Genomic DNA, 22,946 nt, shown 5'->3' with positions numbered 1-22,946 from the left:
TCGGCTCACGGCGGACCAATCGCGGTCCTTCATTGCGTTCCCCGCTCACTCCCACGGCGAATTCTGATCTATGCGGTCCATCCCTCGAAGGCCGCACTGCGCCGCCCGTATAATAAGCGCCCCATGAATCTATTCCGAGCCCTCCTTACCGTCAGCGGCTTCACGCTGCTGTCGCGCGTGACCGGTCTGGTCCGCGAAACGCTGATCGCGCGAGCCTTCGGTGCGAGCCAATACACCGACGCGTTCTACGTCGCCTTCCGGATTCCGAACCTGCTGCGCCGTCTCTCGGCGGAAGGCGCGTTCTCGCAGGCCTTCGTCCCGATCCTCGCCGAGTTCAAGAACAGCCAGGGTCACGACCCAACCAAGGCGCTCGTCGATGCGATGTCCACCGTGCTCGCCTGGGCGCTCGCCGTGCTGTCGGTGGCGGGCGTGGCGGGGGCGTCGTGGGTCGTGTTCGCCGTGGCGTCCGGTCTGAAGCAGGACGGCCAGGCCTACACGCTCGCTGTCACGATGACGCGGATCATGTTCCCGTACATCATCTTCATCTCGCTCACGACGCTCGCGTCAGGCGTGCTCAACACCTACAAGCAATTCTCGCTGCCCGCGTTCGCGCCCGTGTTGCTGAACGTGTCGTTTATCGGCGCGGCTATTTTCGTCGCGCCCCACATGAAAATGCCGGTCTACGCGCTGGCTTACGCGGTGATTGTCGGCGGGATTTTGCAGTTTCTCGTGCAGTTGCCTGGCTTAAAGAAAATCGCCATGGTGCCGCGGATCGGCCTGAATTTTTTCCGCGCGCTGCGGCATCCGGGCGTGAAACGCGTGCTCTGGAAGATGGTGCCCGCGATGTTCGCCGTGTCGGTCGGACAATTGAGCTTGATCATCAATACGAATATTGCGTCGCGGCTCGGGCCCGGCGCGGTGTCGTGGATCAACTACTCCGATCGTCTGATGGAATTTCCGACCGCGCTGCTCGGCGCGGCGCTCGGCACGATCCTTCTGCCAAGTTTGTCGAAAGCGCACCTCGACGGCGACGCCACCGAATATTCCGCGCTGCTCGACTGGGGCCTGCGCATTACGTTCCTGCTCGCCGCTCCAAGCGCGGTCGCGCTCTTATTTTTCGCCGAGCCGCTGACAGCGACGCTCTTTCACTACGGAAAATTCGATGCGAATTCCGTCGTGATGGTCGCGCGCGCGCTCGCGGCGTACGGCATCGGGCTGACCGGCCTGATCCTGATCAAGATTCTCGCGCCCGGCTTCTACGCGAAGCAGGACATCAAGACGCCGGTGAAAATCGGGGTCGGCGTGCTGATCGTCACGCAACTGAGCAATTACGTTTTCGTGCCGATTTTCGCGCACGCCGGCCTGACGCTGTCGATCGGGCTCGGCGCATGCGTGAATGCGTTGCTGCTGTTTATCGGATTGCGAAAGCGCGGCATTTATCAGCCGTCGGCGGGCTGGCTGCGCTTTTTCGTTCAGTTGATCGGCGCGTGCCTCGTGCTGGCCGGCGTGATGCACTGGGTGTCGGGCAATTTCGACTGGATCGGCATGCGCGCGGACCCGCTGGAGCGAATCGTGCTGCTCGGTGCGTGCCTCACGGTCTTTGCCGCGCTATATTTCGGTATGCTCTCGGCGATGGGCTTCAAGTACGCGTATTTCAAAAGGCGAACGCTTTGACGACAAGCACGCGCATCCTCGATTATTTTTCGACGCTGGTGGCGGAAGACGAAAGTCTGCCGCTGACGGAGGCGGCGCTGTCGATTGCGCAGGACGCTTATCCTGATCTCGATATTCAGGGCGTGCTGGCCGAAATCGACGAACTCGTGCTGCGCGTGCGCCGCCGTATGCCCGATAACGCCGACATCAAGCAGAAAGTCGGCGTGCTCAACCGGTTCTTTTTTCGCGAACTCGGCTTTTCGAGCAACCTCAACGATTACTACGATCCGGACAACAGCCACCTGAATGTCGTGCTGCGGCGTCGGCGCGGCATCCCTATTTCGCTGTCCGTGATTTATCTGGAAATGAGCGAGCAACTGGGTATTCCGGTGCGCGGCGTCTCGTTTCCCGGCCATTTTTTGCTGCGCGTAACGACGCCCGACGGCGACGTGATGCTCGATCCGACGACCGGGCATTCGTTGTCGGAAGCGCAGATGGTGGATTTGCTGGAACCGTTTGTGCAGCGCGTCGGCGAGTCGATCGGCAGCGCGCTGCGCATGTTGCTGCAACCCGCGACGCGGCGCGAAATCGTCACGCGGATGCTGCGCAATCTCAAGAGCGTCTATCTTCAGACGGAACGGTGGCAGCGTTTGCTCGCCGTTCAGCAGCGGCTCGTGATCGTGTTGCCGGGAAGTATCGAGGAAGTGCGCGACCGTGGATTCGCGTATTCGCGGCTCGATTATCTTCGGCCCGCGCTCGAAGACCTCCAGCATTATCTCGATGACCGGCCGGACGCCGAGGACGCGACCGTCGTGGAAACGGAGCTACACGATTTGCGGCAGCGCACGCAGCACGACGGCGATTGAGCCGTTCGCGCAAAAGAAAACGGCGGCCCACGGGCCGCCGTTTTTTGTTTTCGCCAGCTTATTTCGGCTGCATCCGGATCGCGCCGTCGAGGCGGATCACTTCGCCGTTCAGCATCGGATTGTCGAAAATCTGCTTCACGAGCATCGCGTATTCCGCCGGTTTGCCGAGTCGCGACGGGAACGGCACCATTGCGCCGAGCGCGTCCTGCACTTCCTGCGGCATGCCGAGCAGCATCGGCGTCTCGAAGATGCCGGGCGCGACGGTCATGACGCGGATCGCGTTGCGCGAGAGGTCGCGCGCGATCGGCAGCGTCATGCCGACGACTCCGCCCTTCGACGCGGCATACGCCGCCTGTCCCATCTGCCCGTCGTAGGCGGCGACCGACGCCGTGTTCACGATCACGCCGCGCTCGCCCGCCCCGTTCGGCTCGTTTTTCGACATCGCGGCGGCCGCGAGCCGGATCATGTTGAACGTGCCGATCAGGTTCACGCCGATGGTTTTCGCGAACAGATCGAGCGGGTGAGGGCCGTCGCGTCCGACCGTTTTCGACGCCGGCGCGATGCCCGCGCAGTTCACGAGACCGCGCAGCGAGCCGAGTTGCGTCGCCGCTTCCACCGCGCGCGCGCCGTCCGCTTCCTGACTCACGTCGCATTTCACGAAAACGCCGCCGAGTTCCTGCGCTAGCGCTTCGCCGTCGGCCTGATTCATGTCGGCGATGACCGGCTTGCCACCGTGCTCCGCGACAAGCCGCGCGGTCGCCGCGCCGAGGCCCGATGCGCCGCCCGTGATCAGGAATACGTTATCTCGAATCTCCATGCTGATGGCTCCTTGGTTAAATCTGCGTCGTTCGGGCGATTGTAGCCGGTGGCTTTTTTTGCAACGTTCGAGCGTCGGGCGCGCCAGCGCCAAGCGTAAAAAAACCCGCGGGTAAGCGGGTTTCGTGCAGTGCTGCGTGTGTCAGGCGTTACTTCAACGCATCGACCACGCGGGCGCGGATTTCATCGACCGTGCCGAGGCCCGAAATACGACGATATTCCGGCGCCTTCAGGCCGTTCGTTTCGCCGTGCTGCGACCAGTTGTTGTAGTAATCGATCAGCGGCTTGGTTTGCGCGACATACACGTCGAGACGCTTCTTCACCGTCTCTTCCTTGTCGTCGTCGCGCTGGATCAGCGGCTCGCCCGTCACGTCGTCCGTCATGTCGTTCTTCGGCGGATTGAACTTGACGTGATACGTCCGTCCCGACGCCGCGTGCACGCGACGCCCGCTCATGCGCACGATGATTTCGTCGAACGGAACGTCGATTTCAAGCACGTAATCGATCGCGACGCCCGCGTTCTTCATGGCATCGGCTTGCGGCAGCGTACGCGGAAAACCGTCGAACAAATAACCATTCGCGCAGTCCGGTGCCTGGAGGCGTTCCTTCACGAGATTGATGATGAGCGTATCCGGCACGAGTTCGCCGGCGTCCATGAAACGCTTTGCTTCGACGCCGAGCGGCGAACCCGCCTTCACAGCCGCGCGCAACATGTCGCCGGTCGAGATTTGCGGAATGCCGAACTGTTCCTTGATGAAGTTTGCCTGAGTGCCCTTGCCCGCGCCGGGGGCGCCCAACAGGATCAAACGCATGGTGATATCTCCGAATCGTATGAAAACCGCAGCGGCGCGAGGCTTAATCTGGCATCCGGGAATCACGCGGGCGCGCACGGCGGCGTCGGAAAGACATACGGGCAGAGCCGTTTCGGAAAGAGACGGCGCGACCCAGTCGACAGCGGCGCAACGTGAGCGATGGCGCTGACCGGATGGCTCGCGCAAACGCCCGATTATGCCACGCCTTGCAACGGTCGCGGCCGTAAAAAACGGCTGAGATGCCCGTTATACGGGGCGGAGCGGGGTTTACGATGAGCGCGCGAGAACTTGCGGGCGACCCGACCGCGACCCGACCGCGACCCGACCGCGACCCGCGTGCGACCCGCGTGCGACCCGCGTGCGACCTTAGGTCGCGCCAGGAAACAGCGAGCGGACGCGCGCGAGATCGGCGGGTGTATCGACGCCCGGCGGCGGTGCGTCGTTCGTCACCAGCACGGCGATGCGCTCGCCATGCCACATCGCGCGCAGTTGTTCGAGCGCCTCGGCTTCCTCGATGGGCGCCACCGCGAGCGTCGGATAAACGCGCAGAAATTTCGCGCGATACGCATACAGCCCGATATGGCGCAGCACGTTCGTCGGCAATGGCGAGCGCGCCGCGATCTCGCCGACGTTCGGCCAGTGCTGCTGCCACGCATCGCGCGACCACGGAATCGGCGCGCGCGAAAAATACAGCGCGACGCTGTTTGCGTCGAGCACGACCTTGACGACGTTCGGGCTGAACACGTCGGCGGGATCGTGGATGGGATGCGCGGCGGTCGCGATCGCGCACGACGCGTGCGTCGCCAGATGCGCGGCCACGTTGCGCACCAGCGCGGGGTCGATGAGCGGCTCGTCGCCCTGCACGTTCACGACGATGGTGTCGTCGCTCCAGCCGAAATGGGTCGCGACTTCCGCGAGCCGGTCCGTGCCGTTCGGATGATCGGCGCGCGTGAGCAGCACTTCGATGCCGTGCGCGTTCGCCACCTCGACCACGCGCTCCGAATCGGTCGCGATGAGCACTTGCTGCGCGCCCGACAGTCGCGCGCGCTCAGCGACACGCACGACCATCGGCTTGCCGCCGATGTCCGCAAGCGGCTTGTCCGGCAGGCGCGTGGACGCGAGACGAGCGGGAACAACGGCGATGAAGGGCGGCGTGGCAGCGGGGGTTTTCGACATGGCGGACTGGGCGGGAAAATCAGTTGCCGGCCGGCTTGATCGGCTCGACGGGCGTGCCTTCGACGGTCTGGCGCGCTTCTTCGGTCAGCATGACGGGAATGCCGTCGCGGATCGGGTAGGCGAGTTTGTCGACGCTGCAGATGAGTTCCTGCGCGGCGCGGTCATACGTGAGCTGGGTCTTGCAGATCGGGCAAACGAGAATTTCAAGCAGGCGTGCGTCCACGGAGTTTCTCCACAACTAGAGCGATGAGGCGGGGGCTTAGGACGGCTTCGACTGGTACGACCCAGATGCGCGCGTCGCGCCAGGCCCCGAATTTTACTGCATCCTTCTCGGTGATCAGGATCGAATCCGCGTCCACTGCGCCGAACGGATTGTCGCGATACGTGTAGTGGTCGGGGAACGCGCGGGTCGTCGGCGCGATGCCCGCTGCGCGCAGGGTGGCGAAGAAGCGCTCGGGCGAGCCGATGCCCGCCGCCGCCGTCACCTTCTCGCCCGCGAACTGCGCGAGCGGACGGCGCACGGCGGGGTCGTCGAGAAGCCAGGCGTCTCCCGATTGCAGGTCGAGCGGGAACGTGTTCGGCCACGGCGGCAGCGCGCGCTCGTAAGGGCTGTTGATGAGCGTGGCATCGCGATGGCGCGACATCGGCTCGCGCAACGGACCGGCGGGCAGCAGAAAGTTGTTGCCGCCGAGCCGGTCGTCGAACACCACGAGTTCGAACGCGCGGGCGAGCCGGTAATGCTGCAGGCCGTCGTCGCTCACGATCACGTCCACCGACGGATTCGCCTTCAGCAACGCTTGCGCGGCGGCCACGCGATCCGGCGCCACCACGACCGGCGCATGCGTGCGCCGAGCGATCAGGAGCGGCTCGTCGCCGACTTCGTCGGGCGCGCTCGTCGACGTGACGGCGGTGGCTTCGGCGATCTTCGCGCCGTATCCGCGCGACACCACGCCCGGCGTGTAACCCGCCGCGCGCAACGCCGCGACCAGCGCGATCACGGTCGGCGTCTTGCCGGTCCCGCCGACCGTCACGTTGCCAACCACCACCACCGGCACGCCGACGTCGATCTGCTTGATCCAGCCGAGCGCGAAGCACGCGCGCCGAACCGCCGCGACCGCGCCGAACACGCACGCGAACGGCGTCAATGCCCACGCGACGTAACCGCGCTTGCGCCACTCGCGGGCGAGGAAATTTTCGATCGGCGGTTTGAAGTCAGACATGGCAGGCTCGGGCGGCTTGGCGGATAACGCGCGTCGTCGGGACGCGTAACGGATGTCGCCTTTGCATCGGCACGGATTCTCCAAAGGATGGACGGCGCGGCGCGTAGCCCGCGTCGCCTCGGACCCGGCACTCTAGCGCGGCGCACGCGCGGACGCCAGTCGCGCCCGGCGCGAGATAGCGCTCGCGATGGCTTTGCCAGCCTGTGGATAACTCTGTGAGCAACTTGGCGACCAAATGCCTGGGATCCGCGTCAGGCAAGACTTGCTTCGAGAAAACGCCTGATCTTTCATGGAAAACCGTTATAAAACAACGATATAGAACGAGCCGATGCGGGTTCCCGGTCGGCCTTTTCCGCCAATCGGTAATTCCTGCCATGTGGACACTTGCTACACTTCGCGACGTTTTCAACGCCGCTTGTCCGATTCGCGTATCGTCCGTCTGGCCGACTTCTCTGCCTGCCCAAACATGAATTCCGAAGCCCTCACGCCCGCCGCCGGCGACGCCGTCATTCCCGTTTCCGCGCTTAACCGAGCGATCGGCTCGATGCTGGAACGCTCGTTTCCGCTCGTCTGGGTCGGCGGCGAAGTGTCGAATTTCACGCGTGCGGCGAGCGGCCACTGGTATTTTTCGATCAAGGACGCGCAGGCGCAGATGCGCTGCGTCATGTTTCGCGGACGCGCCCAGCACGCCGATTTCACGCCGCGCGAAGGCGACAAGATCGAGGTGCGCGCGCTCGTCACGATGTACGAACCGCGCGGCGAACTGCAACTGAACGTGGAAGCCGTGCGACGCACCGGTCAGGGGCGTCTCTTCGAAGCGTTCCTGCGGATGAAGGCGCAACTCGAAGCCGAGGGCTTGTTCGCCGCCGAGCGCAAACGCGCGCTGCCGGCGCATCCGCGGGCGATCGGCGTGGTGACGTCCTTACAGGCTGCCGCTTTGCGCGACGTGCTGACGACGCTCGCGCGTCGCGCGCCGCACGTGCCGGTTATCGTGTATCCCGCGCCGGTGCAGGGCGCGGGCGTGTCCGCGAAGCTCGCCGCGATGGTCGATAGCGCGAGCCGCCGCCGTGAGGTGGACGTGCTGATCGTGTGTCGCGGTGGCGGTTCGATCGAGGATTTGTGGGCGTTCAACGAGGAAGTGCTCGCCCGCGCGATCGCCGAGAGCGCGGTGCCGGTGGTGTCGGGTGTCGGGCACGAGACGGATTTCACCATCGCCGATTTCGCCGCCGATGTCCGCGCGCCGACGCCGACCGCCGCCGCCGAACTCGTCAGCCCGCAGCGCGTGTTGCTGCTGCGCGATCTCGATCAACGGCACGCCACGCTCGCACGCGGTTTCGGCCGGATGATGGAGCGCCGCGAGCAACAACTAGACTGGCTCGCGCGCAGGCTCGTGAGCCCGGCCGAACGGCTCGAACGTCAGCGGACGCATCTGCGACAACTTGCGACGCGCCTCGTTTCCGCTGGCGCGCGCCCCGTTCGCGACGCGCGCGGGCGTTTCGCGCTGGTGCAGTTGCGCTGGCAGCGCTGGCGTCCCGATCTCGATGCCGCGCGCGAAGATCTGATGCGCGTCGCGACAAGGCTCGACAGCGCACAGACGCGCCGTCATGAACGCTCGGCCGCGCGGGTCTCCGAACTCGCCGCGCGTCTCGCCGTGCTGAGTCCGCAGCGCACATTGGAACGCGGTTACGCAGCGCTCATCGACACGCAGACGGGCCGCGCCGTACGCACGCCGGGCGCGCTCAAGCCGAAGCGGGCGCTGACCGTTCATCTGGCGGAAGGATCGGCGGATGTGCTGCTCGCGGATGTCCAGCCGCGTCTCTCCGACGAATTCTGATCGCCGTTTCCACCGATGAATCGGCGCGCGGAAAAGCACCTCGCGGACCTGTAGTTTTGACGCTCGCGAGCCGTGCGCCGAGCATTTTTTACGCCGCGAAAACGCACCGGAAACCGATCCTGCTCATAAAGGCCCGTGGTTTGCGGGGTTATCCCAAGTCGCCTACAATCGAGTGCTCCACTGCCTCACTCCTCAGATCCCCACAATCAACATAGAAGGAAGCTCGCAAAATGGAACATACGCTCCCGCCGCTGCCGTTCGACAAGAACGCGCTCGCTCCGAACATGTCGGAAGAAACGCTTGAGTACCACTATGGCAAGCATCACCAGACCTATGTGACGAATCTGAACAAGCTGATTCCGGGCACCGAATTCGAAAATCTGTCGCTCGAAGAAATCGTCAAGAAGGCGTCGGGCGGTGTGTTCAACAATGCAGCACAAGTCTGGAATCACACGTTCTTCTGGAACAGCCTGTCGCCCAAGGGTGGCGGCGCTCCGTCGGGCGCGCTCGGCGACGCGATCAACGCGAAGTGGGGCTCCTACGACAAGTTCAAGGAAGAGTTCGCGAAGGTCGCGATCGGCACGTTCGGCTCGGGCTGGGCGTGGCTCGTGAAGAAGACGGACGGTTCGCTCGATATCGTTTCGACGAGCAACGCGGCCACGCCGCTGACCACGGATTCGAAGGCGCTCCTGACCATCGACGTGTGGGAACACGCTTATTACATCGACTATCGCAATGCGCGTCCGAAGTTCATCGATGCTTACTGGAACATCGTGAACTGGGAATTTGCCGCGTCGAATTTCGCTGCATAAAGCTGAAGGTAGCGCGAACGTTGGGGTCTACAGTCGAACGTGTCGCGCTTAGAAAAGAAAAGCCCTCTGACGAGGGCTTTTTCTTTTTGCGCAGCCAAATACGTTTACCGTCGATTCGTCGCCGCATCCCAGTTGATATCCACGCACAGCACCTGCAATCCGCGCGGCGTTTGCGCGGCGATCGACGCCGTTACGCACAAATGCGCCTCGTTGATCGACAAATACGGGGCCGTCAAATGTACGCGGCCCGGCGAACGCAGCGCCTCGATGAAATACGGACGCCGTTCCCAACTCGCGCCTTCCGAATGCAGCAGCGGCCGGAAACGCTTGGCGCGCTGCGATGCGCGCGCGGCCGGCAGCACGTTATCGCCGATCTGACGTCCGGCACCGTCGAGCAGGAAACAGCGCGCCGTTTCGTGAAGCTGCAGCAAGTCGTGCGTCGCGAGCACAAGCGCCTCGCCTCCGATCAACCGCGTCGCCGCGTTCTCCAGCCCGGTGACATAAGGCGCGAGCCGCGTGGCTTGGGCACGTTCGCGGGCCCACACGCGTTCGCGCGAGGCCGCCGACAACGCGTCCATCACGCCCTGCGCGGCCTGCGGCTTCACCGCTTCGACGCTCGGCCCCGCGAAGTACGCGCCCTGCACGAAATCGACGTTGCATTCGAGCGCGATCAGCGCGTCGCGTTCGGTCGATAAACCGCCCATCAGCACTAGCTGTCCCGATTCGTGCAGCAGCGAAACCAGCCCCGGCAGCACGCGCTCGATATGCGAATGCTCGCTCGCCTGCTGCAAAATGCAGCGGTCGAGCGTGACGATATCGGGCCGCAGATGCCACACGCGGTCGATGTTGGAATGCTTCACGCCGAACCCGTCGAGCGCGATCAGGAACCCCGACTTGCGCAGCGAATCGATGATTTCCGCGAAGCGCGTGGTCTCGCCGCCCGCTTGCTCGGGCACTTCGAGCACGACGCGCTGTGGCGGCAAGCCGATCACCTTCAACGCGGCGAGCAGCGCGTCGCCGTAGCTCGTGTCCATCAGCGCGGCGGGGTGCAGGCTTAAGAAGAGCCATTCGTCGTCGCTGTCGAAGGCGAAGAAGTTGCCCAGATGCAGCGATTCCGCGAGCCGCCCGAGTTCGAGCAGGTCGCCGCGCCGCGCGGCCTGCGTGAATACTTCATGCGACGGCACATGCCGCTCGGAATCGTCGCGGGCGCGCAGCGACGCGTGATAGCCGACCGCGCGCCGATGCGACACCGAAAAGACCGGCTGAAACACGCTGAACACGGTGTATTCGCCGTACAGAACGGTGCGCCGCGAGCCGTCGTCGCCCGCCACGGGACGTGGCGGCTGGAAGCGGGGAGGGTCGATATCAACCATGCTCATGGTAGGTGGCAATGCCGGATGCGAAAACACACGAGTTTACAGGATAGGCGAAGGAAGCCACGAGCAAGAAGCATGCGCATGTGCAACGTTTTCGGGATGGCCGCGCGGCCTGGCGGTGCGTTGCATTGGCTGGCTTGGCGCGAAATCGGACGTGCGTTTCGGCGCTTTCGCCGCACCTCGCAGGTGCATCACGCACGCTGCGATGGCGGAATAATGCTGCCCGCTCCGTCCGTTTCGGCTAGATCGTTCGGACTAGTGCGATTCAGATGGATCGGTCTTGTTCGGCGCGACCGCGCGGATTTCCGGCGCCAGTTGCGCGAAGATCCACGCGGAAGCTGCCGTTATCACGCCGACGCAGAGAAACGTCGCGTGGAACGCAGGCAGCGAGTTGGTCGCGGTGACGCGCGGCAGGAGATCCGTGAAGGTCGCGAGGATCGCGCCCGCGACGGTCACACCGAGGCTCATCGAGAGCATCTGGACGAGCGAGAACAGGCTGTTGCCGCTGCTCGCGCCGCCGGTGCCCAAGTCTTTCAGCGTGAGCGTGTTCATCGCGGTGAACTGCATGGAATTGACGCTACCGAAGATCGCGAGTTGGACAAGCCGCAGCCACATCGGCTGGTGCGCGCTCGCCAGCGAAAAGCTCGCCATCATCAGGCCGACCAGCACGGTGTTCACCACGAGCACCTGCCGGTAACCGTAATTCTCGATCAGCCGCGTCACGACGCGCTTCGCCGCCATGCCCGCGGCGGCGACCGGCAGCATCATCAACCCCGCCTCGAACGCGGAAAAGCCGAGGCTCACCTGGAGCAGAAGCGGGATAAGGTAAGGCATTGCGCCGCTGCCGATCCGCGCGAACAGGTTGCCGAGCAAGCCGACGCTGAACGTGTGGATCTTGAACAGATCGAGCGGGAAAAGCGGTTGCGCCGCGCGCGTGGCGTGCAGGCCGTAAGCGACGAAGCAGCCGAAACTCAGGATCAGCAGCACGAGCACGATGGCGTGCTGAAGGCCGAGATCGGCGAGACCGTCGAGCGACACCGTGAGCGCGACCATCCCGGCCGCGAGCAGCAGGTAGCCTGGCAGGTCGAAGCGGGCGGTCGCCGGGTTGCGGCTGTCGGGCATGTAGAGACGCGTCGCGATACAGCCGGCGATCCCGACCGGCACGTTGATCAAAAAGATCCAGTGCCACGACGCAATCTGCACGAGCCAGCCGCCGAGCGTCGGGCCGATCAGCGGTCCGATCAGCCCCGGAATCGCGACGAACGACAACGCCGACAAATACCGCTCGGCCGGAAACACGCGCAGCACGGCGAGCCGCCCGACCGGCAGCAGCATCGCGCCGCCGACACCTTGCACCACCCGGAACGCGACGAGTTGCGTGAGCGTCTGCGCGTTGGCACAGAGCAGCGAGCCGACCGTGAACACCAGAATCGCGCTGAAAAAGACGTGCCGCGTGCCGAGTTTGTCGGCGAGCCAGCCCGAGACGGGAATCATCATCGCCATCGTGAGCGAATACGCGATCACCACGCCCTGCATGCGCAGCGGCGCTTCGCCGAGACTGCGCGCCATCGCGGGCAGCGCGGTATTGACGATGGTCGAATCCAGCGTCTGCATGAAAAAGCCAGTGGCGACGAGCCACAGCATGATCGTGAGCGAGCGACCCGACGGCGGCGGCGCGGCGGTCGAGGTGAGGGTGTCGGGCATGGTCTGCGCAGCGGGTCCGGGAAAGCGGTGCGGTGATTTTAAGCGCTTACGGCGTTGATCCGCTGTCGCCTTCGACCGTAGACTGGGCTTCGTCTCAAAATTTCCGCGAGGCCGACATGACGCCGCTCGAACAGATTTGGCACGCCGCCGCTTGCGATCCCGCCGCGCTCGACAACGTATCGATCGATGGCGACGATCCGCAATTGCCGTCCGTTTACCGCATCGGCGCGCTGGCAGGCGCGACGATCGCCGCGTCCGCGCTCGCCGCCGCAGAGTGTTTCCGCGAGCGCACCGGCCGCGCGCAGACGGTCGAGGTGGATCTGCGGCGCGCGTGCGTCGCGTTTCGCAGCGAGCGGTATTTGCGGATCGACGCGGGCGCCGCGCCCGAATTGCGCGACCCGCTGATGGGTTTTTTCGAAACGCGCGACGGCCGCTGGATCCAGTTGCACACGAACTTCGCGCATCACCGGGCGGGCGTCGTGCGCGTGCTCGGCTGCGCGGACGACCACGCGTCGGTCACGCAGGCGATTCGCGGCTGGGACGGCGCGACGCTCGATCAGACGCTCGCAGACGCGGGTCTGTGCGCTGCGCTGATCCGCTCGCCCGATGAATGGGGCGCGTTGCCGCAGGCGCAAGCGGTCGCGTCGTTGCCGCTGCTGGAGGTGCTGCGGATCGGCGACGCGCCGCCCGAGCCGATTGGCGCGACCGAGGCCGCGTGTCCGCTGTCCGGCGTGCGGGTGCTCGATCTGAGCCGGATCATCGCCGGGCCGGTTGCTGGGCGCACGCTCGCGCAGCACGGCGCGGACGTGTTGCTCGTCAACGGGCCGCATCTGCCGAATATTGCGCCGCTCGTGATCGACAACGGGCGCGGCAAGCGTTCGGCCGCGCTCGATCTGCGCGAGCCGTCCGCGCGCGACACGATGCAGCGCCTCGTCGCCGATGCCGATGTCTTTCTTCAGTCGTATCGACCGGGCGCGCTGGCCGCGCTTGGTTTTGGTCCCGAGGAGGCGGCGCGCTTGCGGCCGGGGATCGTCTATACGACGGTTTCGGCTTATGGGCACGAAGGTCCGTGGGCGCAAAGGCGCGGCTTCGACAGCCTGGTTCAGTCCGCGAGCGGGATTGCATGGACCGAGGCGCAAGCGGCGGGGCAGGCCGCGCCGCGTCATCTGCCGTGTCAGGCGCTCGATCACGCGACGGGTTACCTCGCCGCGGTCGGCGCGATGGTCGCGCTGCGGCGGCGGGCGATAGAAGGCGGAAGCTGGCTCGTGCGCGTGTCGCTCGCGCAGACGGGCCGTTGGTTACAGTCGATGGGAACGCTGGAAAACGGTCAGCGCGCGGCCGACCCGACTATCGACGATGTGCGCGACGCGCTGCAAACCGTCGACTCGCCGTTCGGCGGCCTCACCTGCACGCAACCGGCGGAGCGCATGTCCGCGACGCCGCCGGGCTGGTCGCGCCCGCCGGCGCCGATCGGCACGGACGAAGCGCGCTGGTGAGTGGCTTTACTTGCGCAATTCCGCGACGAAATCGTAGTAGTCGTTGCGGCAGTAGGTGTCGGTGAGTTCGATCGCGCGTTGATCGGCGGTATAGCCGACGCGCGTAATCAGCAGCAGCGCGTCGTGCGGCGCGATGCCCATTTGCCCGGCGATCTCCGCGCTCGCGTTGACCGCGCGGAAATGTTGCAGGGCGCGAACGATCGACAGACCGCGTTGTTCGAGAAAGCTGTAGAGCGAATCGCCGATCGCTTGCGGATCGGGGATCAGCGCGGCCGGGAAGGTGGAGTTTTCGACAGCCATCACGATGCCATCCGCGAGCCGCAGACGGCGCAGGCGCGTGACGGCGGCGGCGGGCGAGAGCCCGAGCTGGATGACTTCGTCGCGATTGGCCGGTTCGATCACGCGCGAGATCCACTTTGAACTGGGCGTGAAGCCGCGTCGGCGGAGCATTTCGCTGAAGCTCGACAGCCGCGACAGCGGGTCTTCGTAGCGCGGCGTGATGAAACTGCCCGCGCCTTGCGTGCGGCGGATGAGCCCTTGCTCGACGAGGAGCGCGATGGCTTTTCTCGACGTGATGCGCGAGACCCCGAGCGCCTCCGACAGAACCCGTTCCGACGGCAGCGCCTCACCGGCGTTCCAGCGATTATCGTGGATCGCGTTGGCGAGTTTGCGGGCGAGTTGCAGGTAGAGCGGAGTGTCGCTGTCCGGGTCCGGGCGCAGGTCCCGCCAGCGGTCTTCCGTGATCGAGTTCATAAAGCGGACGCATGAGGGCCAAGGGGGCGATTTTAACGCGCCCATGGGGGTTGCTTTTGTTATTTTGGGGCTTTCACGGACGGGGGTCGGCTGGCGCCGGGGTTTGGTTTTGCTCGCGCCCTTGCTTTTGTTTGCTGGCGCTTCTTGGGAACTTGCTTTCGTGTAGGTCTATTAGCACGCCGCTATGCGCGGCAGCAGTCACTTTCTTTGCTGCTGCAAAGAAAGTAACCAAAGAAAGCAGCTTATCCGCCTAAGTGTCCACCTCGAATAACCCCGCGGATAGGCGCGCAGGCTGATTCGGCTAACTCGCAGTTATCGGTATTGGCACAGCGCCTGTCAGTTCCGTCCTTGCTGCGCTCGGACGTCGGGCATATCTCACAACCGGCGGTCGATTTGGTTTGGGTTGTACTGTTATGCCGTTCCGGCAGGCACTTTGTGCCTGTCGGGATGGATGAGCGGCTCCACTCTGTAGTGTGGTGCGATGGCCGAATCAGCTTGCGCGCCACTCCCGGTTACGGTTCGTGGTGGACACTTAGACGGACAAGCTGCTTTCTTTGGTTACTTTCTTTGCAGCAGCAAAGAAAGTGACTGCTGCCGCGCATAGCGGCGTGCTAATAAACCTACACGAAAGCAGGTTCCCAAGGAGCGCCAGCAAACAAAAGCAAGGGCGCGAGCAAAACCAAACCGGAGCAAGTTCCCCGAAACCGCAGGCAAACAAAAGCAAAGGAGCGCCAGCAAAACCAACCCCCGACCATCTCAGGCCGTGGCCGCCCCCCCAACCCCGCGCACCGTGCGCATATAAAGCGCGACCGACAGCGCCACAGCCATCGCAGAAGCGACAGCGGCAAACAAGAACACGGACCCATAGCCGAACTCACCGGCGATATACCCCGCGAGCGGCCCGGTCAACCCGAGCGACAAGTCGAGGAACACCGAATACGCCGACAGCGCCGCGCCCCGGCTCGCGGGCGGCACGAGCCCAACGGCTTCGACGCCAAGCGCCGGAAACACGAGCGCAAACCCGAACCCGGTCAGCCCCGCGCCCACGAGCGCGATCACCGGATCGGCGGCCAGCCACAACAGCAAAAGCCCCGCGCATTCAAACGAAAACGAGACGATCGCGACGCGAAACCCGCCGAACGCCTTGATCGTGTTCGCGAACAACAACCGCGACCCGACGAACAACGTGCCGAACACGGTCAGCGAGAGCGCGGCATTCGGCCAATGATGCGCGGCATAAAACAGCGTGATGAACGTGGCGATCGACCCGAATCCCGCCGATCCCAATGCCAGCCCAAGCCCATGCGGCAACACGCGGAAAAACACGCTGCGATACGACATGCGCTCGCCGTGGACAATCGGCACCGGCGCCATGCGCGTTGCGCTCCAGTATCCGATACCGCCGAGCGCAATCACAATCACCCCAAGCGCCGCGAAGCCGAGCGTATGTTCGATCGCCACGCCAAGCGGCGCGCCGATCGCCAGCGCGCCATACGTGGCGATGCCGTTCCACGAAATCACCTTGGCGTTCTGCGTCACGCCGACCCGCCCAATGCCCCAGGTGATCGCGCCCGTGCCGACCCAGCTTTCGCCGAACCCAAGCACGAGACGCCCAAGAATCAGCAGCGTGAGGCTCACCGCGTGCCATTGTTCCGCGAGCGCGGCGGCGAGCAGCAGCACTCCGCTGATCGCGCACGCCGTCAGGCCGTACAGCACGGTCTGCTTCGGGCCGATGGTGTCGGCGGTGCGGCCCGCGAGCGGACGGGAAGCGAGCGTCGCGAGGTATTGCACGCTGATCGCCGCGCCCGCCATCACCGAGCCGTAGCCCAGATCCGTATGCACGAAGCCCGGCAGCACCGCGAGCGGAATGCCGATGGTCAGGTAGCACAGGAACGTAAAGGAGACGACAGCGACGATCCGCCCGGTAATGGCGAGGTCGCGACGGCGCTGGGACGTGGAGTCGGTGGACATAGGGGTAACTGCGGGGTTGAAAACGGCGGAAAGACGTGATTGTCACATATGTTGCGCTGCAGTGTCGGCCGTTTTCCCCGCCGGGATCGGCTGGCGGCGCGCATTTTCGATTCGCGCGGGCATCCGCTCAGGCCTGCTGGATAAGGCTCAGCGGCGATATCGGGATGGGAGTATGGCGTACATGCAATGCCGCCTATGGGATGTGGTTTTTGTCGATGTTAGCTTTCGAACCGTCAATCAAAGCGATTGAAGCGGTTTTCACGCGGCGGCGCGTCATCAATAGTCCGGCCGCATGAAATTCGCCGAAAACCATCGCCACAGGCTGCGCGGCACGCCGCGTAACCAGCACAAGAGCCGCAAAACCCAGTTCCCGCGAGACCCGAACATGAGCCAGCCGATCCGCTTTTACCACCGCAACGCGATCCGAGAAGTGAGCGACGCCGACACCACCCGCACGGTGCTGCAGTATCTGCGCGAGGACGCGCGCTGCACCGGCACCAAGGAAGGCTGCGCCGAAGGCGATTGCGGCGCGTGCACGGTCGTCGTCGGCGAGCGGGATACGAAGGGCGGCATGTCGTTCAAGGCGGTCAACGCGTGCATCCAGTTCCTGCCGACGCTCGACGGCAAAGCGCTTTTCACCGTCGAAGATTTGCGCCAGCCGGACGGCTCGCTGCATCCGGTGCAGCAGTCGCTGGTGGATTGCCACGGCTCGCAGTGCGGTTTCTGCACGCCGGGTTTCGTGATGTCGATGTGGTCGATCTACGAAAAGCACGGTCATGCGACCACGCAATGCGCGAAGAAAACGGTGCCGACGCGCGATGAAATCGGCAATGCGCTGACCGGCAATCTGTGCCGCTGCACGGGCTACAAGCCCATTCTCGACGCCGCGGAGCAAATGTTCGACGCGCCCGCGCCGCTCGCGCCGGTCGATGTCGTCAAGTTGTCGGCGACGCTCGCCACGCTCGAACGCGATGACACCTTCCACTACGAACGCGCGAATCGTCGCTACGACGCGCCGCGCACGCTGGACGCGCTCGCGCAGATCAAGGCCGAGCGCCCGGCCACGCGCATTCTGGCGGGCAGCACGGACGTCGGCCTGTGGGTGACGAAGCAGCTTCGCGATATCGGCGACATCGTGTATGTCGGGCAGATCGAGGCGCTGCGGCGCTGCGAGACGACCGACGACTGGATCGAACTCGGCGCGGGCGTGACGGTCGAGCGCGCTTATGCGGAACTGGCTAAGCAATATCCCGAGCTCACCGAAATGTGGCAGCGCTTCGCCTCGCTGCCGATCCGCAACGCGGGCACGATCGGCGGCAATGTGGCAAACGGCTCGCCGATCGGCGATTCCATGCCCGGCCTGATCGCGCTGGGCGCGCGGGTGATCGTGCAGAGCGTGGACGGCACGCGCGAAATGCCGCTCGAAGATTTGTACCTCGCGTATCAGAAGAAGGACATGACGGAGCAGGAATTCGTCGCCGGGCTGAAGGTGCCGACGCGTCGCGGGGCGCGCGAAAAGCTGCAATTCCGCACCTACAAGCTCTCGAAACGCTTCGATTCCGACATTTCCGCCGTGTGCGCGGCGTTCTCCTTCATCGCGGATGGCGAGACGATTCGCGAGCCGCGTATCGCGTTCGGCGGGATGGCCGCCACGCCGAAGCGCGCGTCGCATGCGGAAGCCGTGCTCACCGGCGCGCTCTGGCACGAAGCCACGGCGCAAGCGGCGATGGCCGCGCTCGGGAAGGACTACGCGCCGCTCTCCGACATGCGCGCGACCAGCAACTATCGTCTCGACACCGCGAAAAGCGTGCTTTACCGCTTCTGGCTCGAAACGCGTCCGCACAATCCGCTGCCGAAACAGGCACTCGACGTCCGGGCCATCGCGCTCGTCGAAGTACAGTAAAAAGAAGGAACCGAGATCATGAATCAGCAAGCAGAAGCATTCCTCGCCGACGCAGAGACGCTCGCGAACGAGGCGGACACCTTCCAGCAAGTCCACGTTTCGCGTCCGCACGAATCGGCGCATCTGCACGTGAGCGGCCGCGCGACCTACACCGACGACATTCCGGTCGTCGCGGGCACGCTGCACGCCGCGCTCGGCCTTTCGGCGAAACCGCACGCCAAGATCCGTTCGATGGCGTTCGAAGCCGTGCACGCCACGCCCGGCGTGGTCGCCGTGTTCACGGCGGACGACATTCCCGGCACGAACGAATGCGGCCCGATCATCCACGACGACCCCGTGCTCGCGGACGGCGTGGTGCAGTTCGTCGGCCAGCCGATGTTTATCGTGGTCGCGACCTCGCACGACATCGCGCGGCGCGCGGCGCGTCTCGCGAAGGTCGAATACGAAGAATTGCCCGCGCTGCTGACCGCGCAGGAAGCGCGGCGCGAGGCGTCGTATGTGATTCCGCCGCTGAATCTGGCGCGTGGCGATGCAGCCGGCAAGATGGCACAGGCGGCGCACCATGCACGCGGCGAAATGCTGCTCGGCGGGCAGGAACAGTTTTATCTGGAAGGGCAGATCGCCTACGCGGTGCCGAAAGACGACGACGGCATGCACGTCTACTGCTCGACGCAGCATCCGACCGAAATGCAGCATCACGTCGCGCATCTGCTCGGCGTGGCGTCGCATAACGTGCTGGTGGAATGCCGCCGGATGGGCGGCGGTTTCGGCGGGAAGGAATCGCAGTCGGCCATTTTCGCGTGCTGCGCGGCGCTCGCCGCGTGGAAGCTGCTGTGCCCGGTCAAGCTGCGCCCGGACCGCGACGACGACATGATGATCACCGGCAAGCGCCACGATTTCCACTACCGGTTCGAGGCGGGCTACGACGATCGCGGCGTGATCGACGGGGTGTCGGTGGATATGACATCGCGTTGCGGCTTTTCGGCGGATTTGTCGGGCCCCGTGATGACGCGCGCCGTCTGCCACTTCGACAACGCGTACTGGCTGCCGAACGTGCAGATCGCGGGCCATTGCGGCAAGACCAACACGCAGTCGAACACCGCGTTTCGCGGTTTCGGCGGGCCGCAGGGCGCGTTCGGTATCGAGTACATCATGGACGACGTCGCGCGTTCGCTCGGCATGGATTCGCTCGATGTGCGGCTGAACAATCTCTACGGCAAGACCGAGAACAACCAGACGCCTTACGGCCAGATGGTCGAAGACAACGTTCTGCAGGAACTGCTCGGCGAGCTCGAAACCACGAGCGAATACCGGCGTCGCCGTGAAGCGGTGAAGGCGTTCAACGCGCAGAACGAAGTGCTGAAGAAGGGGCTGGCGCTGACGCCGGTCAAGTTCGGCATCGCGTTCAACGTGACGCACTTCAACCAGGCGGGCGCGCTGGTCCACGTCTATACCGATGGCTCCGTGCTCGTGAATCACGGCGGCACGGAAATGGGCCAGGGCCTGAACACCAAGGTGGCGCAGGTGGTCGCGCACGAACTGGGTATCGGCTTCGAGCGCGTGCGCGTGACGGCGACCGACACCAGCAAGGTCGCGAATACCTCGGCGACGGCGGCCTCCACCGGAACCGATCTGAACGGCAAGGCCGCGCAGGACGCGGCGCGGCAGATTCGCGAGCGGCTCGCGGCGTTCGCCGCCGAAAAGTTCGGCGGCGGCGCGGTGGAGGCGAGCGCGGTGCGCTTCGCGGCGGATCGCGTGATGGTCGGCAACGATGCCATTCCGTTCGGCGAAGTGGTCGCGAACGCGTACCGGGCGCGCGTGCAACTGTGGTCGGACGGTTTCTACCGCACGCCCAAGCTCTACTGGGATCAGGCGACGTTGCAGGGCCGGCCGTTCTACTACTACTCGTATGGCGCGGCCGTGTCGGAAGTGGTGATCGATACGCTGACGGGCGAAATGCGCGTGCTGCGCGCCGACGCGCTGCACGACGTGGGCGCATCGCTCAATCCGGCGCTGGATGTCGGGCAGGTCGAAGGCGCGTTTATCCAGGGCATGGGCTGGCTCACGACCGAAGAATTGTGGTGGAACGCGGGCGGCAAGCTGATGACGCACGCGCCGTCCACCTACAAGATCCCGACGGTGAACGACTGTCCGCCCGATTTCCGCGTCAAGCTGTTCAAGAACCGTAGCGTGGAAGACAGCATCCACCGCTCGAAGGCGGTCGGCGAGCCGCCGCTCTTGCTGCCGTTCTCGGTATTTTTCGCGATCCGCGATGCAGTCGCGGCAGTCGGCGATCACAAGGTGAACCCGCCGCTCAACGCGCCCGCCACCGCCGAGGAAATTTTGAAAGCGGTGAACGCGGTGCGCTCCGTCACGGCGGGAGCGGCGCGATGAACGCTGCGCCTCTGCACATCGTGCTGTTCGGCGCGGGGCACGTCGGCCACGCGCTGGTGCGCGTGCTCGGCGCGTTGCCTTGCGTGGTGCAGTGGGTGGACGCCCGCGACGAACTGTTTCCCGACGAAGTGCCGGCCAACGTTCAGATCGAGCCGACCGACACGCCGGACGTGATCGTCGATGAAGCGCCGCCCGGCGCGTATTTCCTCGTGATGACGCACGACCATTCGCTCGACTTTTCGCTCGCAACGCGCATCATGCGGCGCGACGACTTCCGCTATTTCGGCATGATCGGTTCGAAGACCAAGCGCGTGAAGTTCGAGCGCCGTCTCGCGGATCGCGGCGTCCCGCTCCAGCGGATGAGCGAAATGACTTGTCCGATCGGCGTGGAAGGCATCGTCGATAAAGCGCCTGCCGCGATTGCCCTCGCGGTCGCCGCGCAATTGCTGCGCGTGCGCGACGACACATCGTGCATCGGCGCCGCTTGGGCGCAACACCGCGCGGTCGTCTAAACCGGCGCGCGGGTTCCGGCGCCGGCGTCCACGACGCTGACCGGACCCGCCTTCTTCCCCGTCAATTTCTCCGTCACGCCCGCGACGAGTTCGCGCAGCCACGTCACGTCCGTCGGCTGATCGGGCTGCGGCGTCCAGAGCTGATAGCACTTGATCCGCGGAAACGGCACCGGCGAGTCGAGCACCGCGAGCGGCAGCATCGCCGCGTAATGCTGCGCGAATCGGCGCGGCGCGGTGAAGATCAGATCCGATTGCAGCAGCACTTGCGGCACGAGGCCGAAGTACGGAATCGTCGCGACGATACGCCGGCGGATGCCCGCGCGCTCCAGCCCGATATCGATCGGATGGCGCTTCACGCCGCTGTAAGGCGTCGGTGCGAGATGCGCGGCGAGCGCGTAGCGTTCCGCGCTGAGCGGCTCGCGGGCGAGCGGGTGGTTCGCGCGCATCAGGCAGACGAAGACGTCGCTGAACAGATCCTGGCGGGCAAAACGCGTTTCCGGCTTCGCCCAGTTCGCGATCACGAGATCCAGTTCGCCCGAGTCGAGCGCCTTTTCATGGTCGCGGGTCGGGCTGAGCGACTCGATTTCCAGATGCGCGTTCGGCGCGGCGTCGCGGAACGCGGCGATCAGCGTCGGCATCAGGAAGTCGTTCAAATAATCCGGCGCGGCGATGCGGAACGACCGGCGCGAGGTGGCGGCATCGAAATCGCCGTGCGGCGTCGCGACGAATTCCACCTCGCGCAGCGCGCGCTGCGCAGGCGCGAGCAGCGACTCGCCGTATTCGGTCGGCACCATGCCCTGCTTGCCGCGCACGAGGATTGGGTCGTTCAGGATTTCGCGCAGACGCCGCAGCGCCGTGCTGATCGCGGGCTGCGTCTGGTTCAGCCGCAGCGCGGCCTGCGTCACGCTGCGCTCGATCAAAAGCGTGCGAAGCACGCGAATCAGCCAGATGTCGAGGGAATCGGCGAAATCGTTCATGTTGGGTTGCTGGCGCCCTGCTTTTGTTTGCCTGTGTGTGTCTGGGAACTTGTTTTCGTGTAGGTCTATTAGCTCTGCCCCTGTCCGGGGCGGGACTCACTTTCTTTGCTGCTGCAAAGAAAGTAAGCAAAGAAAGCAGCTTATCCATCTAAGTGTCCACCACTCATAACAACCCGGATAGGCTCGCAAGCTGATTCGGCCATCGCGCACTTGCTCGAATTGGCACAGCACCTGTCAGATCCATCCTCGCTGCGCTCGGACGACGGGAACACTAAAAACCGACGGTTGGTTTGGCTCTTTGTGGTTATGCCGTGCTGGCAGGCACTTTGTGCCTGCCGGGATGAATGAGCGGTTCCACTCTGTTGGGTGCAGCGATGCCCGAATCAGCTTGCGCACCACTCCCATGAAACGCCAGTGGTGGACACTTAGAAGGTCACGCTGCTTTCTTTGGTTACTTTCTTTGCAGCAGCAAAGAAAGTGACTGCTGCCGCGCACAGCGGCGTGCTAATAAACGTACACGAAAGCAAGTTCCCAAAGAGCGCAGGCAAACAAAAGCAAGAGCGCCAGCAAACCAGAAGCCGTGCAAGTTCCCAAGAAGCGCAGGCAAACAAAAGCAAGAGCGCCAGCAAGCTAGTACCTGTGGAAAGTTTCCCAAGAACCGCCCGCAAACA

18 protein-coding genes are annotated in these 22,946 nt (G+C 64.5%); 8 read left to right on the top strand and 10 right to left on the bottom strand.

Annotated features, from left to right (window positions below):
* Positions 1-60 precede the first annotated feature (60 nt).
* Entirely contained in the window at positions 61-1,674 is a 1,614-nt protein-coding gene (murJ, locus tag AC3D25_RS12735) for a murein biosynthesis integral membrane protein MurJ (RefSeq protein ID WP_488889686.1), read from the top strand.
* Positions 1,671-2,519: a SirB1 family protein gene (locus AC3D25_RS12730; protein WP_488888734.1), complete on the top strand. Its 849-nt coding sequence runs from the start codon at positions 1,671-1,673 to the stop codon at positions 2,517-2,519. Before murJ ends, AC3D25_RS12730 begins: the two co-directional genes overlap by 4 nt.
* Before the next feature lie 58 nt (positions 2,520-2,577).
* On the opposite strand, the gene AC3D25_RS12725 is transcribed toward AC3D25_RS12730, so the two are convergent.
* The 5 genes from AC3D25_RS12725 to lpxK all read right to left on the bottom strand — a co-directional run bounded on the left by AC3D25_RS12725 (position 2,578) and on the right by lpxK (position 6,543).
* Positions 2,578-3,336, bottom strand: a complete 759-nt coding sequence (locus tag AC3D25_RS12725) for a 3-hydroxyacyl-CoA dehydrogenase (RefSeq protein ID WP_488888733.1) — start codon at positions 3,334-3,336, stop codon at positions 2,578-2,580.
* A 148-nt stretch (positions 3,337-3,484) separates the two neighbouring features.
* Positions 3,485-4,147 (bottom strand): adenylate kinase, encoded by a 663-nt coding sequence (adk, locus tag AC3D25_RS12720; protein ID WP_488888732.1) that lies wholly within the window; start codon positions 4,145-4,147, stop codon positions 3,485-3,487.
* A 366-nt stretch (positions 4,148-4,513) separates the two neighbouring features.
* Complete coding sequence (kdsB, locus tag AC3D25_RS12715; protein ID WP_488888731.1) at positions 4,514-5,323, bottom strand: 3-deoxy-manno-octulosonate cytidylyltransferase; 810 nt, start codon at positions 5,321-5,323, stop codon at positions 4,514-4,516.
* A gap of 19 nt (positions 5,324-5,342) precedes the next feature.
* On the bottom strand, positions 5,343-5,546 hold the full coding sequence (locus AC3D25_RS12710; protein ID WP_488888730.1) for a Trm112 family protein: 204 nt from the start codon (positions 5,544-5,546) through the stop codon (positions 5,343-5,345).
* Complete coding sequence (lpxK, locus tag AC3D25_RS12705) at positions 5,527-6,543, bottom strand: tetraacyldisaccharide 4'-kinase (RefSeq protein ID WP_488888729.1); 1,017 nt, start codon at positions 6,541-6,543, stop codon at positions 5,527-5,529. Before lpxK ends, AC3D25_RS12710 begins: the two co-directional genes overlap by 20 nt.
* A 466-nt stretch (positions 6,544-7,009) precedes the next feature.
* Here lpxK and xseA point away from each other — a divergent pair, with 466 nt between their 5' ends.
* Positions 7,010-8,377 carry an exodeoxyribonuclease VII large subunit gene (gene xseA / locus AC3D25_RS12700; RefSeq protein ID WP_488888728.1) on the top strand — a complete coding sequence of 456 codons (1,368 nt, stop codon included), beginning with the start codon at positions 7,010-7,012 and terminating at the stop codon, positions 8,375-8,377.
* Positions 8,378-8,607: 230 nt separating this feature from the next.
* Entirely contained in the window at positions 8,608-9,189 is a 582-nt protein-coding gene (gene sodB / locus AC3D25_RS12695) for a superoxide dismutase [Fe] (protein WP_488888727.1), read from the top strand.
* Between the two features lie 104 nt (positions 9,190-9,293).
* Here sodB and AC3D25_RS12690 read toward each other — a convergent pair whose 3' ends face one another.
* Complete coding sequence (locus AC3D25_RS12690; protein ID WP_488888726.1) at positions 9,294-10,568, bottom strand: EAL domain-containing protein; 1,275 nt, start codon at positions 10,566-10,568, stop codon at positions 9,294-9,296.
* Positions 10,569-10,820: 252 nt separating this feature from the next.
* Positions 10,821-12,209, bottom strand: a complete 1,389-nt coding sequence (gene mdtD, locus AC3D25_RS12685) for a multidrug transporter subunit MdtD (RefSeq protein ID WP_488889685.1) — start codon at positions 12,207-12,209, stop codon at positions 10,821-10,823.
* A 176-nt stretch (positions 12,210-12,385) separates the two neighbouring features.
* On the opposite strand from mdtD, the gene AC3D25_RS12680 reads away from it, so the two are divergent.
* Positions 12,386-13,765 carry a CoA transferase gene (locus AC3D25_RS12680; protein WP_488888725.1) on the top strand — a complete coding sequence of 460 codons (1,380 nt, stop codon included), beginning with the start codon at positions 12,386-12,388 and terminating at the stop codon, positions 13,763-13,765.
* Positions 13,766-13,771: 6 nt separating this feature from the next.
* On the opposite strand, the gene AC3D25_RS12675 is transcribed toward AC3D25_RS12680, so the two are convergent.
* Positions 13,772-14,518: a GntR family transcriptional regulator gene (locus tag AC3D25_RS12675; protein ID WP_488888724.1), complete on the bottom strand. Its 747-nt coding sequence runs from the start codon at positions 14,516-14,518 to the stop codon at positions 13,772-13,774.
* 756 nt (positions 14,519-15,274) lie between these two features.
* Positions 15,275-16,489 (bottom strand): MFS transporter, encoded by a 1,215-nt coding sequence (locus AC3D25_RS12670; RefSeq protein WP_488888723.1) that lies wholly within the window; start codon positions 16,487-16,489, stop codon positions 15,275-15,277.
* Between the two features lie 385 nt (positions 16,490-16,874).
* Between AC3D25_RS12670 and xdhA the strand changes: the two genes are divergently transcribed.
* The 3 genes from xdhA to xdhC are packed head-to-tail and all read left to right on the top strand — an operon-like array spanning position 16,875 to position 21,298.
* Positions 16,875-18,392 (top strand): xanthine dehydrogenase small subunit, encoded by a 1,518-nt coding sequence (gene xdhA, locus AC3D25_RS12665; protein ID WP_488888722.1) that lies wholly within the window; start codon positions 16,875-16,877, stop codon positions 18,390-18,392.
* Positions 18,393-18,410: 18 nt separating this feature from the next.
* A complete protein-coding gene (xdhB, locus tag AC3D25_RS12660) occupies positions 18,411-20,786 on the top strand; it encodes a xanthine dehydrogenase molybdopterin binding subunit (protein WP_488888721.1) in 2,376 nt (791 codons plus the stop codon).
* Entirely contained in the window at positions 20,783-21,298 is a 516-nt protein-coding gene (xdhC, locus tag AC3D25_RS12655; protein WP_488888720.1) for a xanthine dehydrogenase accessory protein XdhC, read from the top strand. Before xdhB ends, xdhC begins: the two co-directional genes overlap by 4 nt.
* Here xdhC and AC3D25_RS12650 read toward each other — a convergent pair.
* On the bottom strand, positions 21,295-22,275 hold the full coding sequence (locus AC3D25_RS12650; protein ID WP_488888719.1) for a LysR family transcriptional regulator: 981 nt from the start codon (positions 22,273-22,275) through the stop codon (positions 21,295-21,297). The genes xdhC and AC3D25_RS12650 overlap by 4 nt on opposite strands.
* Between the last annotated feature and the right edge of the window lie 671 nt (positions 22,276-22,946).

This window comes from Caballeronia sp. SL1002 (assembly GCF_057814995.1).
Note: the sequence above shows the minus strand (reverse complement) of the source record. Positions and strands in the feature narration are given on the sequence as shown.

What these genes read in the sequence shown, in the direction of transcription:
- AC3D25_RS12725 (WP_488888733.1), bottom strand. Translation starts at nt 3,336, where the DNA reads ATGGAGATTCGAGATAACGTATTCCTGATCACGGGCGGCGCATCGGGC.
- adk (WP_488888732.1), bottom strand. Translation starts at nt 4,147, where the DNA reads ATGCGTTTGATCCTGTTGGGCGCCCCCGGCGCGGGCAAGGGCACTCAG.
- kdsB (WP_488888731.1), bottom strand. Translation starts at nt 5,323, where the DNA reads ATGTCGAAAACCCCCGCTGCCACGCCGCCCTTCATCGCCGTTGTTCCC.
- lpxK (WP_488888729.1), bottom strand. Translation starts at nt 6,543, where the DNA reads ATGTCTGACTTCAAACCGCCGATCGAAAATTTCCTCGCCCGCGAGTGG.
- xseA (WP_488888728.1), top strand. Translation starts at nt 7,010, where the DNA reads ATGAATTCCGAAGCCCTCACGCCCGCCGCCGGCGACGCCGTCATTCCC.
- sodB (WP_488888727.1), top strand. Translation starts at nt 8,608, where the DNA reads ATGGAACATACGCTCCCGCCGCTGCCGTTCGACAAGAACGCGCTCGCT.
- AC3D25_RS12690 (WP_488888726.1), bottom strand. Translation starts at nt 10,568, where the DNA reads ATGAGCATGGTTGATATCGACCCTCCCCGCTTCCAGCCGCCACGTCCC.
- mdtD (WP_488889685.1), bottom strand. Translation starts at nt 12,209, where the DNA reads ATGCTGTGGCTCGTCGCCACTGGCTTTTTCATGCAGACGCTGGATTCG.
- AC3D25_RS12680 (WP_488888725.1), top strand. Translation starts at nt 12,386, where the DNA reads ATGACGCCGCTCGAACAGATTTGGCACGCCGCCGCTTGCGATCCCGCC.
- AC3D25_RS12675 (WP_488888724.1), bottom strand. Translation starts at nt 14,518, where the DNA reads ATGAACTCGATCACGGAAGACCGCTGGCGGGACCTGCGCCCGGACCCG.
- AC3D25_RS12670 (WP_488888723.1), bottom strand. Translation starts at nt 16,489, where the DNA reads ATGTCCACCGACTCCACGTCCCAGCGCCGTCGCGACCTCGCCATTACC.
- xdhA (WP_488888722.1), top strand. Translation starts at nt 16,875, where the DNA reads ATGAGCCAGCCGATCCGCTTTTACCACCGCAACGCGATCCGAGAAGTG.
- xdhB (WP_488888721.1), top strand. Translation starts at nt 18,411, where the DNA reads ATGAATCAGCAAGCAGAAGCATTCCTCGCCGACGCAGAGACGCTCGCG.
- xdhC (WP_488888720.1), top strand. Translation starts at nt 20,783, where the DNA reads ATGAACGCTGCGCCTCTGCACATCGTGCTGTTCGGCGCGGGGCACGTC.
- AC3D25_RS12650 (WP_488888719.1), bottom strand. Translation starts at nt 22,275, where the DNA reads ATGAACGATTTCGCCGATTCCCTCGACATCTGGCTGATTCGCGTGCTT.